Below are 12,605 nucleotides of genomic sequence, written 5' to 3'. Positions count from 1 at the left end.
CAGAATGACAAAGTGCAATTTCTTGTCATTCCGATGCAGGAGGAATCTCTTTAGAGTAGGAGATTCTTCACTGCGCTCCGCTCCGTTCAGAATGACAAAAGCATTGTTCGGTTGTCATTCCGACGAAGGAGGAATCTCTTGCGACATTAAGATTCTTCACTTTGCTGCACTTCGTTCAGAATGACAAAAAGCATTGTTCGTTTGTCATTCCGACGAAGGAGGAATCTCTTTAGAGGATGAGATTCTTCACTGCGCTGCGATCCGTACAGAATGGCAAAAGGATTGTTCCGCTGTCATTCCGACGCAGGAGGAATCTCTTTAGAGTAGGAGATTCTTCACTGCGCTCCGCTTCGTTCAGAATGACAAAAAGCATTGTTCGGTTGTCATTCCGACGAAGGAGGAATCTCCTGCGACAGTGAGATTCTTCACTGCGCTGCGCTTCGTTCAGAATGACAAAAGCATTGTTCCGCTGTCATTCCGACGCAGGAGAAATCTCTTGAGGGACCAATCCATAAAAAAAACCGGAACAGCTGTTCCGGTTCTTCTATATAACATTTAAAAGATTTTAATTGGCAACCTCACTAATAAACTTGATCCGGTATAGCCTTAACTCCTCTTCATCATAATCCCCGTCAAATTCTTCAAGGGCCTCCTCGATCTTATCGGTCTCGGCGTCTATAAAATATTCATGTATCTCTTCCTGCTGATCCTCATCGAGGATCTCGTCGATCCAGTAGTCGATGTTCAGTTTGGTACCACTGTAAACTATAGCCTCCATTTCTTTTATGAAATCTGGCATTTCCATGCCTTTAGCGGCTGCAATGTCATCCAGTGGTAGCTTACGGTCCACATTCTGAATAATGTATAGCTTAAGTCCGCTATTGGCTCCTGTCGTTTTGACAACCAGGTCATCCGGACGGGTAATATCATTGTCCTCCACGTAACGGGCGATCAACTCCACGAATTGTTTCCCATACTTCTTGGCTTTCCCTTCTCCTACTCCGTGAATATTGCTTAATTCATCAATAGAGACAGGATATTTCAGTGCCATATCCTCGAGGGAAGGATCCTGGAATACCAGGTAAGGTGCCAGTCCAATTTTCTTTGCTTCTTTCTTGCGAAGTTCCTTCAGCATTTTCACCAGCCTTTCATCAGTACCTCCACCGCTTTTTGCAGCACTGACTATACCATCGTGGCTATCCACCTCGTAGGTATGATCTTCGGTCATCATGAAAGAGTCCGGAGAATTAAGAAATTTTTCTCCTTTTTTGGTGAGTTTGACCACTCCGTATGTTTCTATATCCTTCCGCAGGTATCCAGCCACTAAAGCCTGCCGTAGTAACGCCATCCAATATTTGGAATCCTTATCCTGTCCTTTTCCGAAGAGGGCATTCTCATCAGTTTTATGAGACTTGATCACAGCGTTGGATTTTCCCACCAGCGTATTGACCACCTCTTTGGACTTGTAAAGCTGATTGGTCGCTTTTACAGTTTTTAAAAGCAATTCCAACTCATCTTTTGCCTCATGTTTCTTTTTAGGATTGCGGACATTGTCATCCATATCGGCTCCTTCGCCCGTCTTTTCGTCAAATTCTTCTCCAAAATAGTGAAGAATGAATTTTCTTCGGGACACGGAGGTTTCCGCAAAAGCGACCACTTCCTGCAAAAGGGCATGACCAATCTCCTGCTCTGCCACTGGTTTACCGCTCATGAATTTCTCGAGCTTCTCAATATCTTTATAGGAATAAAAGGCAAGACAATGGCCTTCTCCCCCGTCCCTTCCGGCACGGCCGGTCTCCTGGTAATAGCTTTCGATAGATTTTGGAATATCGTGATGGATCACGAATCGCACATCGGGTTTGTCAATCCCCATTCCGAAGGCAATGGTAGCAACCACAACATCCACGTCTTCCATCAGGAACATGTCCTGATGCCTGGAGCGCGTCTTGGCATCCAGCCCGGCGTGATAGGGCACGGCAGATATTCCGTTCACCTGAAGGGTCTGCGCGAGTTCCTCTACCCGTTTTCGGCTAAGGCAATAGATAATTCCTGTTTTCCCTTGATTCTGCTTAATAAACCTGATAATATCGGCATCGACGTTCTTGGTCTTGGGCCGTATTTCGTAGTACAGGTTGGGGCGATTAAAAGAAGCCTTAAAGGTGCGGGCATCGGTGATCCCGAGGTTCTTCAGGATATCCTCCTGTACCTTTGGGGTAGCAGTAGCAGTAAGGCCAATGATTGGAATATCATCCCCTATCCGCTTTACGATGGTCCTGAGATTTCGGTATTCGGGCCTAAAATCGTGACCCCATTCACTGATACAGTGCGCCTCATCAATGGCCAGAAATGAGATCTTAACACTACGTAAGAACTCGACATTCTCTTCCTTGGTAAGCGATTCGGGGGCAACGTAGAGGAGCTTGGTCACTCCATTCGTGATATCTTCCTTCACCTGTTTCACTTCTGTCTTGTTCAGGGAGGAATTCAATACATGGGCGATACCATTTTCCGAGGAAATTCCACGGATGGCATCCACCTGGTTCTTCATGAGGGCGATGAGGGGGGAAACTACAATTGCAGTACCTTCCTTGATAAGGGCCGGCAATTGATAACAGAGGGATTTACCTCCTCCGGTAGGCATGACCACAAAGGTATTGTGATCATTGACTATACTTTTTATAACCTCCTCCTGAAGGCCTTTAAACTGGCTAAAACCAAAGTATTTTTTAAGCTGTTCGTGTAAATTGATTTCCTGCGAAGTCATTCAATTGTGTTACAATTTTACATACATTTGCACAATTATTAAAGATACGTTTTTCTTTACTTCATGCAATTCCTAATTCTACAAATTTGACACCTCAAGAAAAAATACTCTCTGTCGCCAGAGAAACCATTTTAACTGAAGCCAAAGCAATCGCAAATTTAGAGCAATTATTAGACCAAAATTTTGCAAATGCAGTAGAAGCCATCTACCATTCCAAGGGTAGAGTTATAATTACAGGAATAGGAAAAAGTGCTGCTATTGCTACTAAAATTGTAGCGACATTGAACTCCACCGGCACTCCTGCCATCTTTATGCACGCGGCAGATGCCATTCACGGAGACCTGGGAACCATTTTGAAAGATGATGTGGTCATTTGTATCTCAAAAAGCGGAAATACCCCTGAGATCAAAGTACTGGTGCCCCTTATTAAGAATTTCGGAAACAGACTGATCGCAATTACCGGAAATACAGAATCCTTCCTGGGAAAACAGGCAGATCATACCATCAACACCTATATTGAAAAGGAAGCCTGCCCCAATAATCTGGCACCCACAACCAGTACCACTGCACAACTGGTGATTGGAGATGCCCTTGCGGTATGCCTTCTAAAAATGCGGAATTTTTCAAGTAAGGATTTTGCAAAGTACCATCCCGGAGGAGCTTTAGGAAAAAAACTTTACCTGCGCGTTAGTGATATTGCAGATCAAAACCAGAAACCTGCCGTTGCACCTGACACTCCAATTCCGCAGGTGATCATTGAGATATCTGAAAAAATGCTTGGGGTGGCCGCGGTGATCGAGAACGGCAAGATCGTGGGAATTGTGACAGACGGGGATATTAGACGAATGTTATACAAGAGTATCGATATTTCAGGACTCCAGGCCCGGGATATTATGAGTAAAAATCCGAAGACCATTTCCTACGACGCGATGGCGGTTGATGCCCTTGACGTGCTGGAAGAAAACAAGATCTCACAATTGCTGGCGGTCAAAAAGGAAAAATATTACGGAGTTGTTCACCTGCACAACTTAATAAGAGAAGGAATAATCTAAAATGGCGAAAGAAAGAAAACAGGCAGGGGAAATGTCATTTTTGGATCACCTCGAAGAGCTGCGTTGGCACCTAATAAGAGCTACGTTTGCGGTAGTAATTGCTGCCACAGCAGCCTTTTTGGCTAAGGGATTCATATTTGACGTACTCCTTTTTGGCCCCACAAATCCAGATTTCTTCACTTACGATATCCTTTGCCAACTATCAACCATGGTAGGAGTTGAAGGCGGATTCTGTTTTGATGAAATGCCTTTTACCATTCAGAGCCGGACTATGGGCGGACAGTTCTCAGCCCACGTTTGGACAGCTATTACAGCGGGCTTCATTATCGCCTTTCCGTATGTATTATATGAGTTCTGGAGGTTTATCTCCCCTGCCATGTACACAAAGGAACGGAATACTGCACGAGGATTTATTTTCATTTCCTCTCTCTTATTCTTTGCAGGAGTTTTATTCGGTTATTACCTTATTACACCTCTTTCCATTAATTTCCTCGGAAAATACCAGGTAAGTGAAAAGGTGCTAAATGAATTTGATATTGGGAGCTACATAAGTCTTGTAAGGTCTTCTGTTATAGCCTGTGGATTGATCTTTGAGTTACCTATAGTTATTTACTTCCTTACCAAGATTGGTCTGGTAACACCTCAATTCCTTCGGAAATACAGAAAATTCGCGTTGGTGATCGTTTTGATCATCTCCGCTATTATAACCCCTCCAGATATTTTGAGCCAGATCATTGTGGCCATTCCGGTACTTTTTCTCTATGAAATAAGTATCCTGATATCCCGGATCGTGAACAGAAATGAAGAAAGAAAACTAAGAAAGCAAAAGCGATGAGCAACCAGGTAGAAGAATTTAACGAGTACCGCCAGAAGATGAATGATAAGATCCTGGCAGATAATAATAAGATCATTAAAAGGATCTTTAATCTTGACACCAATGCTTTTGCATCGGGTGCACTTGATGTAAAGACAAAAGAATTACTGGGGTTGGTAGCCTCCACCGTATTGCGCTGCGATGACTGCGTAAAATATCATTTGGAAACCTGTTTCAAAGAAGGTATTACCAAAGAAGAAACTATGGAAGCACTGAGTATAGCTACTTTAGTAGGTGGAACCATTGTGATCCCACACCTTAGAAGAGCTTACGAATTTTGGGAGGAGTTAGAGAAAGCCGGTAGTTCTATATAAAGTAACATAAAGAATTTTTTCGATCAGAGGACAGTGGACAGAGGGCAGAGGTCTCAAATTAAATAATCAATCTTATGGATAATGTGCATTTTAGTTTTGAGGATTTAAAGGTTTATCAAAAAGCCCTGGATTTTACTGACCACGTTTATTCCTTGACCGATAAATTCCCACAGAAAGAATTGTATAGCCTTGCTTCTCAATACAACAGGGCCGCAGTCTCTATAGCTTTAAATACTTCGGAAGGCTCAGGAGATACTGATGCACAGTTTCACAGGTTTCTGCAGTTAGCTGACGACTCTCTAAGGGAATGCGTTACCTGTTCAACAATTGCCTTTAGAAGAGGATATATTTCAAAAGAGCAAAATCAAAGCTCAAGAATTATGCTCCTGGAGATGTTTAAAATGATCAAGAGTCTCCAAAAGTACCTGAAGTCAAAAAGTAAGTAGTAAAAACTATAATAGGTACGAACCAATGACCACTGACCACCGACCACTGACCTCTAACTACATTTTCTTATCTTTCGAGAAATAAGATCGCATCTGTTGACAGAATAAAAAGAAGAAAAAGAATATGAAACTACGAGCCGACACCCTCATAAAATCCTACAAAGGCCGCGAAGTGGTCAAAGGCATTTCCCTGGAAGTGAACCAGGGAGAGATCGTCGGTTTGCTGGGGCCAAATGGTGCAGGAAAAACTACTTCTTTTTATATGATCGTGGGGCTTATCAAGCCTAACGGCGGAAGGATATATCTTGACAGGGAGGATATCACCAAATTTCCTATGTACAAACGTGCCCAATATGGAATTGGTTACCTGGCGCAGGAAGCTTCAGTTTTCAGAAAGTTGAGTATTGAAGATAATATCATGAGTGTTCTGGAACTTACGAAGCTTTCCAAGAAGGAGCGCCAAATGAAAATGGAATCGCTTATTGACGAATTCGGATTAGGGCATATTCGCAAAAACCGCGGTGACCTTTTGAGTGGTGGGGAACGAAGAAGGACCGAAATTGCCCGCGCCTTGGCCACCGATCCAAATTTTATTCTTTTGGATGAACCCTTTGCCGGAGTTGACCCTGTAGCGGTTGAAGATATTCAGCGGATTGTGGCTCAACTGAAGGAAAAGAACATCGGAATTCTCATTACCGACCACAACGTGCAGGAAACCCTTGCTATTACTGACCGCACTTATCTTATGTTCGAAGGCCGTATTCTAAAGGCAGGTATTCCCGAAGAACTTGCCGAAGACGAAATGGTGAGAAAGGTATATCTAGGGCAAAACTTCGAGCTCAGAAAGAAGAAGCTGTTCAATTAGTTTCAATCCCGAATCTACCCACTCTACAAAGTTTAAAAAATGCCTTTTTTCGGAAGAAACTTCTGCAGTTATACTTTTCTGAATTCTTAACTTTTGACCTCCACCCTACTTCTATGCGTGGCCAGCATAGACAGCAAAACGTAACTGATGATCACCAAAGGAATGGCTGCAAAGTGAAGGAAGATCAATGCTACCACACAATATAAAAGGAATAGGTACCGCAGTTTATTCGCAGAAAAGCCCCAGGTCTTGAATTTCAAAGCGAAAAGCGGGATCTCAGCATTCAGCATATAACAGCTAAAAATAGTGAGACCCAGCAAAAACCACTGGTTCAAAATGATCTGAACTAATTGTGGTTGCGGCTGAAAAATAAGGATCAACGGTAGGCTGATGATCAATAAGGCATTGGCAGGTGTTGGCAGACCTATGAAAGAATCGGTTTGCCGCTCATCAATATTGAATTTTGCAAGCCGGTAGCCGGAACCTAAGGTCACCAACAAACCTGCCAGCGCTGCAACCGGAAAATTCCATTCCAAAAGGTCATTTCCCGATTCCCAATCCACATTTTCCAGTCCGCTTCCCGGCAGAGCCTTTAGTAATAGCTGAAACATGATAATTCCCGGTACTAATCCGCTGGTGATCATATCTGCCAGCGAGTCCAGCTGTAAACCCAATTCAGTTTTCACATCAAGCATACGGGCTGCAAGTCCGTCAAAAAAGTCAAAAAAGATCCCCAGTCCAACAAAAATGGCAGCCATGACCAGGTTTCCCTGCACGGCAAAGATCGCGGCAATACTTCCGCAGAAGAGATTAAGAAGAGTGATGGTATTGGGAATATGTCTTTTTAGGCTCATACAGGTTGGTTTTAGGTAAATGTACTAAAACTATCTTTTCTTCTGAAGGATATGATTCTCTTCTGAAATTTTTAGGGCCGTGGCGCGAAAAACAATTTCTCTAACTGTATGTTTTTTGCCAAATTTCTGCTCCGCCTGAAATGAGGAAAGAATTTGTATTTTTGAGCCAAAGCTCCCCTGATGAAGTACTTTTTTTACGCCCTGCTGTCGGGTATGTTGCTGGCTCTTGGATGGCCCACCTACGGGTTTCCGTTACTGCTGTTCGTTGCTTTTGTACCTCTTCTCTATTCCGAATACCGAATAAGAATGGAAGAGGCCCATTATCGAAAATTAAAGATCTTCGGGCTCTCTTACCTCAGTTTTTTCATCTGGAATCTCATAACCACTTACTGGCTCTACTTTTCCACGCCCTTTGGAGGGATTTTTGCCATAGTGGTCAATTCATTGCTGATGTCACTGGTATTCCTCATCTATCACATCGTAGCAAAAAGAGTCGATTTTAAAGCGGCCGCCAGTTTCCTCATCAGTCTCTGGATGAGTTTTGAATACCTGCACCTCAACTGGGAGTTTTCATGGCCGTGGTTAAACCTTGGAAATGGCTTTTCTGAATACTCTACCTGGATACAGTGGTATGAATATACCGGAACTTTTGGAGGAACCTTATGGGTCTTACTGGTAAATGTGGGACTACTGAAAATGCTGCTTCTTTACCGACAACATCAGGACAAGGCCATCCTGTTAAGAGGTTTACTGAAAAATGGGCTATTGATCCTACTGCCAATTGGCCTATCCTATCTTATTCTGTTCAACTACGAAGAAAGTGAAAAGAAGCTGGAGGCAGTCGTTCTGCAACCCAACATTAACCCCTACACGGAAAAATACAACACTACCGATGTCAGGATCGGACAGCTTTTGACCAAACTCGCCGAAGAAAATATCAGTCCCAATACTGACATAGTCATAGCTCCAGAAACCGTTTTTGCTGATGGTACCATTTACAGTCAGTTCGAGAACTCTGAAGCCAATTTCTTCACCAGGGATTTCGTGAGAAGGCATTCAAAAATGGCATTTTTGAGTGGTATCTCAATGTACGAGCGTTTTAATAATCCGTCGCGGGTAAGGAGTCAAAGCAATCAAATTGGTCCGAGGGACTGGTATGATGATTACAATTCGGCGTTTATGGTCACTGCCAGGGATTCAGTAAGCTTCTACCATAAATCAAAGCTTGTCGTTGGGGTGGAGAACTTTCCGTATCAGGAAGTCCTGAAACCCGTTTTAGGTAATGTGATGATCGACTTGGGTGGAACGGTAGCTATGAAAACCACTCAGAAGGAACGTGGCGTGTTTGAACTTCTTAACGGGGAAAAAGTTGGACCTATTATCTGCTATGAATCGGTTTACGGGGATTTTGTCACCGGTTATGTCAACAAAGGAGCAGATTTTCTCGCGATCATTACGAACGACGCCTGGTGGGGACGGACTCAGGGTCATAAACAACATTTGAGTTACGCAAGGTTAAGAGCTATTGAGAACCGGCGTTCTGTTGCCCGTAGTGCCAACACAGGTATCTCAGCCTTCATCAATGAAAAAGGGCAGATCACCCAATCCCTCGGTTACGAGAAGAAGGGAGCTTTAAGGGGAGAACTTACCCTCAACGATAAGCTCACTTTCTACACCCGCTACGGGGATTACCTGGCCCGGATTGCAAATTTCCTCAGCTTGTTCATCTTCCTTTTTGCCATGGTGAAATGGAAGAGAAAAAGAATTTAAAATTTCAGAATTCAAAGCTCCTGGGGCAGTCCACAGATCCTCCTTAAAAGAAAAAATCCCGCCTTTAGCAGACGGGACATTCACAAAAACACTCCATCACGCAACTGCTTCCGGAGGATTCTTTCTGCTTTTCCTGATCTTCAGCTGTAGAAGGATCAGCATTGCTAATAAACTTCCTGCGGTGATCACTATAAGCATGGTTATCTCGTGAGAAATAGAGGATATTCCGCCGCCATAGAAAGCCACTTTCCGGAAGCCATTCAAAAAGTGGGTTACGGGAATAATTTCCGCAAAGGCACTTATGGCTCCGGGCATTGCCAGGGAAGGCCAGGTAAATCCGCTCAGTACAAAGGCCGGTGTTGAGATCACCATAAGCAGTTCTGTTGCCTTTAACTGGTTAGGAAAAACAATGGAGAACAGCATCCCAATTCCCATGGAAGCCAGTGTTAACAACGCAGTGAGAATAAGCATTGGGAGACTAAAAATATCAGCTTCAATTCTGAAGAAAGGCAGGAACCAACTTACCAATGCCCACATAAACGGGATAAGGATCAAAAATGGCACAGCCTTTAAGAAAATATGGTAAAAAGCCCATTTATGAGTGCCGGCCAATACGTGAAAATAACCGTCCTCAAAGTCCCTCGCAAAAACAAGGGCAAGAGCCAGAAATATCACCTGCTGCATTATGGCCGCAAGCAAACCCGGGAGCATAAAGGTGAGGTAGTTTCCGGTAGAATTGTACATCTTATTGAAGTTGATCCTGAAGCTTTCATAAGCTTCCAGGGCATGAGCGGGAGGCATCCCCTGCTTCTTCAGGCCCTCGATCTCAATGCCGGCATTCATGGTCATCAAGACGGTCTGAATATTCTTGCTGGCAATATTGGCATTCAAAATATTCACCATGTTGAGATCAACTCTTATTTCGGGATGTCTTTTCTGAAGGATCTCAGCTTCAAAGCCTTTAGGAATATTTACTACCGCAGCATATTCCTTAAAAGGCATTTCTTTGGCGATCTCTCCGGGAGAGTATCTTACATCGGCTACTTTTAACGCCTCATTGTCATCAAAAGCGTCGATCAATTTATCTGAAATCGGGCTGTGATCTTCATCTACGATCACAATAGGAAGATCGATCACTTTAGCCTGGTTGTATACGAATCCGAATAGAAATCCGTACAAAAGCGGAGCGCCAAAAAAGATGGCCAGCAACACTTTGTTGGAGAATATCCTTCTGAATTCAATCTTGAGTAATCTTCGAAAGTCCTTCATTCTATTGCTTTAATACGATCGTGCTGTTCATAAAATAATTTCCGGCAACTCCACCTTTTTCAGGGACCAGTTTAAGTTCATAAACAGGTTCAGAAAGCTCGTACATGGGCGCGGTACTGGTGATATCAGAATAATGAGCAAGTTGCTTGATCGCCACGAGTTTGGTTGCTGTTTCTTCTTTAGTGTATGGATTTACTACTGTGAGCTTATCTCCCACTTTAAATTCATATACCTGTGACTCAGGAATACTGAACCTGAAATACATACTGCTTTTTTCATAGCCATTGAAAAGTGGATAACCCGGAGTTAGTAATTCACCTTCACTCAGGCTGACGGTTTCAATGGTCATATTGTCGGGCGCAGTGAGATATTGCTCCATGGATGCACTCATCACCTCCTCTTTAGAACCCAAAGCGCGATCCAACTGCCCCTGCGCCTGGTCTATCTGTTCCCTTCTGGCGCCTTTTTTCACCTCTTCCTGCTTAGCCTGTAAAGCGTCTACCTGGGCCTGAGCCATAGCCAGCTTCATTTTCACCTCATCGTATTGTTGACGGCTCACCAGGGAATCATTGAACATCGCCCGGATCCGGTTAAAGGATTCCCTGGCAAAATCCAATTGCGCCTTTCCGGCATTCAGTTTTCCCTGTATTTGCTCCAGTTGTTCTGAAGTAGCTCCATTATAGGCCATATCAAGTTGCCCCTTAGCAGCTGTAACAGCTCCTTCGGCCTGTTTCATTTTGGCGTTCACTTCAGGAATATCAATTAGTGCCAGGGTATCTCCTATTTTCACTTCTTGGCCTTCTTCTACATAGATCTTACTGATCCTGCCGGGAAGTTTGCCGCTGACAGAAATGGTCTCAAATTTCACTTTCCCCCGTTGAGCCGGGATCTTGTCATCATTATTACACGAGCTAAGGCTAAGCACTGCCAATCCGCTCAAAACTATCTTTTTGTATAAATTCATTTTTTATTTTTTTTTGGTTTAGAAGTCAAGTTGTCCTTTAGCGTGAAGTAGATCGATCTGGGCTCTACGCTCCTTAAAGTAAGATTCCTGTAATCGGAATCCAGCCTGTTCCAGGTCTTTTAAAGCATCCAGCACATCGGTAATGGAAGCAAGATCATTACGGTACTGCTTGTCCACCATTTCGTAAGTTTCCTTAGCCAGGTCGATCTCTTTTTGTACGATCATGGTATTTTGTCGGGAAGCTCTAAGAGCCAATTCGGCTTTGGTGATGGACAGCGCGATCATTTCTTCGGCTTCTGCCAACTGCTCCCTGTACTTAAGGGCTTCAAACCTGGATTGTTGACTTTTTAGATGAGATTGATTCCCGTCGAAAAGATTCCATCGCAACCCTACTCCCACATACCATTTTGGATCCAGCAGAGAGAGGTCATCCTCCAGTAACTCATAATGTCCTTTTAAGGCTAACTTCGGAATGAAATTATTCCTTTCCATTTTCGCTTTACTCAGGCTTGCTTTTTCAGCTTCCTCAAGGGCTTTTACCTCATCGCGTTTTTCAACAGGCTGATCTTCAACCGTGGTAAAAGGCGCCAGGTGTGGATCCAGTAAGTTTAGTTGCTCCCTGTTTACTCCGGTAAGCTGTTGTAAAACCTCTATCAATAATGTCTTGTTCTGCTCAAACTCCAGCTGTTTGCCTATGAGTTGCTGCCTGGCCAGTTCGATCTTTTTTCGTTCTATAGGAGTCGCAAGGCCGTTCTCAATGGCTTTTTTAACAAACAGTTCCTGTTGCGTCAGGAATTCTTCGGAAGTCTTTAGAACCTTTTCTGAAGCATTTACCAAAGCCAGTTGATCATAGGTTTCAATGATCTTTAGCGCTGCTTTATTTTCCAGAGCTGAACCCGCAAAATTTATGGATGCCTCCTTATGCTTACTGGCCTTTAATGCACTGGAAGCCTGAAAACCGCTGAATAATACCCAATCCACGTCAACTGAAGATTTTAAAATATTCTTCTGTTGAATGGCAGGAATCGCCTGCAACGGCAGGGTCTCAGGAAATTCTGAATTGAAGGGTAAGCCAACAGCTTCTTTTATCAGCAGTTTTTGAGTCCCCAAAAGTAATTTTTCAGTATCCTCATCAAATCGGATGTCGTCATTGAGTCGGGTATAATTTCCGTTAAGGGTGATTTTGGGAAGAAAGGTTGATTTGGCCAGCTTTTGGTCTAAAACTGCCTGCTCGGCTTCGAATTCATTTACATTGAGTTCGTGATTCTTGTTCAGGCCCTTATTGATCAGTTCCATCAGCTCCGGCTCCAATTCCTGGGCGTTACTTATAGCCGGAAGAAATCCGATAAGGAGCATTAGAACGGCACCTAAACCTACTCTGTTTCTCTGCATTCTCACTGTTTTTAAATTTAGAGTGCAAAGATCTGGCTGAA

11 protein-coding genes are annotated in these 12,605 nt (G+C 43.5%); 6 read left to right on the top strand and 5 right to left on the bottom strand.

Features of this window, described 5'->3' with window-relative positions; genetic code table 11:
* Nucleotides 1–565: 565 nt before the first annotated feature.
* Entirely contained in the window at nucleotides 566–2,764 is a 2,199-nt protein-coding gene (locus tag ACNORC_RS14950) for a RecQ family ATP-dependent DNA helicase (protein WP_418336478.1), read from the bottom strand.
* A gap of 86 nt (nucleotides 2,765–2,850) precedes the next feature.
* On the opposite strand from ACNORC_RS14950, the gene ACNORC_RS14945 reads away from it, so the two are divergent.
* From ACNORC_RS14945 to lptB, 5 genes are all read left to right on the top strand, one after another.
* Nucleotides 2,851–3,816, top strand: a complete 966-nt coding sequence (locus ACNORC_RS14945; protein WP_418336477.1) for a KpsF/GutQ family sugar-phosphate isomerase — start codon at nucleotides 2,851–2,853, stop codon at nucleotides 3,814–3,816.
* 1 nt (nucleotide 3,817) lies between these two features.
* Nucleotides 3,818–4,651 (top strand): twin-arginine translocase subunit TatC, encoded by an 834-nt coding sequence (gene tatC / locus ACNORC_RS14940; RefSeq protein WP_418336476.1) that lies wholly within the window; start codon nucleotides 3,818–3,820, stop codon nucleotides 4,649–4,651.
* Nucleotides 4,648–5,004: a carboxymuconolactone decarboxylase family protein gene (locus tag ACNORC_RS14935; protein WP_418336475.1), complete on the top strand. Its 357-nt coding sequence runs from the start codon at nucleotides 4,648–4,650 to the stop codon at nucleotides 5,002–5,004. Before tatC ends, ACNORC_RS14935 begins: the two co-directional genes overlap by 4 nt.
* A gap of 74 nt (nucleotides 5,005–5,078) precedes the next feature.
* Nucleotides 5,079–5,450, top strand: coding sequence for a four helix bundle protein (locus ACNORC_RS14930; protein ID WP_418336474.1), 372 nt, complete (start codon nucleotides 5,079–5,081; stop codon nucleotides 5,448–5,450).
* Between the two features lie 124 nt (nucleotides 5,451–5,574).
* Nucleotides 5,575–6,315 carry an LPS export ABC transporter ATP-binding protein gene (gene lptB, locus ACNORC_RS14925; RefSeq protein ID WP_418336473.1) on the top strand — a complete coding sequence of 247 codons (741 nt, stop codon included), beginning with the start codon at nucleotides 5,575–5,577 and terminating at the stop codon, nucleotides 6,313–6,315.
* An 86-nt stretch (nucleotides 6,316–6,401) separates the two neighbouring features.
* On the opposite strand, the gene ACNORC_RS14920 is transcribed toward lptB, so the two are convergent.
* Complete coding sequence (locus ACNORC_RS14920) at nucleotides 6,402–7,169, bottom strand: CDP-alcohol phosphatidyltransferase family protein (protein ID WP_418336472.1); 768 nt, start codon at nucleotides 7,167–7,169, stop codon at nucleotides 6,402–6,404.
* A gap of 180 nt (nucleotides 7,170–7,349) precedes the next feature.
* Between ACNORC_RS14920 and lnt the strand changes: the two genes are divergently transcribed.
* On the top strand, nucleotides 7,350–8,939 hold the full coding sequence (lnt, locus tag ACNORC_RS14915; protein WP_418336471.1) for an apolipoprotein N-acyltransferase: 1,590 nt from the start codon (nucleotides 7,350–7,352) through the stop codon (nucleotides 8,937–8,939).
* A 96-nt stretch (nucleotides 8,940–9,035) separates the two neighbouring features.
* On the opposite strand, the gene ACNORC_RS14910 is transcribed toward lnt, so the two are convergent.
* Genes ACNORC_RS14910 through ACNORC_RS14900 form a run of 3 tightly spaced genes read right to left on the bottom strand, consistent with a single transcriptional unit; the run spans nucleotide 9,036 to nucleotide 12,564 of the window.
* Nucleotides 9,036–10,208: an ABC transporter permease gene (locus ACNORC_RS14910; RefSeq protein ID WP_418336470.1), complete on the bottom strand. Its 1,173-nt coding sequence runs from the start codon at nucleotides 10,206–10,208 to the stop codon at nucleotides 9,036–9,038.
* Between the two features lies 1 nt (nucleotide 10,209).
* Nucleotides 10,210–11,172, bottom strand: coding sequence for an HlyD family secretion protein (locus ACNORC_RS14905; protein WP_418336469.1), 963 nt, complete (start codon nucleotides 11,170–11,172; stop codon nucleotides 10,210–10,212).
* A gap of 18 nt (nucleotides 11,173–11,190) precedes the next feature.
* Nucleotides 11,191–12,564 carry a TolC family protein gene (locus ACNORC_RS14900; RefSeq protein WP_418336468.1) on the bottom strand — a complete coding sequence of 458 codons (1,374 nt, stop codon included), beginning with the start codon at nucleotides 12,562–12,564 and terminating at the stop codon, nucleotides 11,191–11,193.
* Between the last annotated feature and the right edge of the window lie 41 nt (nucleotides 12,565–12,605).

This window comes from Salinimicrobium soli (genome assembly GCF_048323655.1).
In the GTDB taxonomy this organism is placed as follows: Bacteria; Bacteroidota; Bacteroidia; order Flavobacteriales; family Flavobacteriaceae; genus Salinimicrobium; species Salinimicrobium soli.
This window is presented reverse-complemented; position numbering and strand designations above follow the sequence as displayed.

What these genes read in the sequence shown, in the direction of transcription:
- ACNORC_RS14950 (WP_418336478.1), bottom strand. Translation starts at nt 2,764, where the DNA reads ATGACTTCGCAGGAAATCAATTTACACGAACAGCTTAAAAAATACTTT.
- tatC (WP_418336476.1), top strand. Translation starts at nt 3,818, where the DNA reads ATGGCGAAAGAAAGAAAACAGGCAGGGGAAATGTCATTTTTGGATCAC.
- ACNORC_RS14935 (WP_418336475.1), top strand. Translation starts at nt 4,648, where the DNA reads ATGAGCAACCAGGTAGAAGAATTTAACGAGTACCGCCAGAAGATGAAT.
- ACNORC_RS14930 (WP_418336474.1), top strand. Translation starts at nt 5,079, where the DNA reads ATGGATAATGTGCATTTTAGTTTTGAGGATTTAAAGGTTTATCAAAAA.
- lptB (WP_418336473.1), top strand. Translation starts at nt 5,575, where the DNA reads ATGAAACTACGAGCCGACACCCTCATAAAATCCTACAAAGGCCGCGAA.
- ACNORC_RS14920 (WP_418336472.1), bottom strand. Translation starts at nt 7,169, where the DNA reads ATGAGCCTAAAAAGACATATTCCCAATACCATCACTCTTCTTAATCTC.
- lnt (WP_418336471.1), top strand. Translation starts at nt 7,350, where the DNA reads ATGAAGTACTTTTTTTACGCCCTGCTGTCGGGTATGTTGCTGGCTCTT.
- ACNORC_RS14910 (WP_418336470.1), bottom strand. Translation starts at nt 10,208, where the DNA reads ATGAAGGACTTTCGAAGATTACTCAAGATTGAATTCAGAAGGATATTC.
- ACNORC_RS14905 (WP_418336469.1), bottom strand. Translation starts at nt 11,172, where the DNA reads ATGAATTTATACAAAAAGATAGTTTTGAGCGGATTGGCAGTGCTTAGC.
- ACNORC_RS14900 (WP_418336468.1), bottom strand. Translation starts at nt 12,564, where the DNA reads ATGCAGAGAAACAGAGTAGGTTTAGGTGCCGTTCTAATGCTCCTTATC.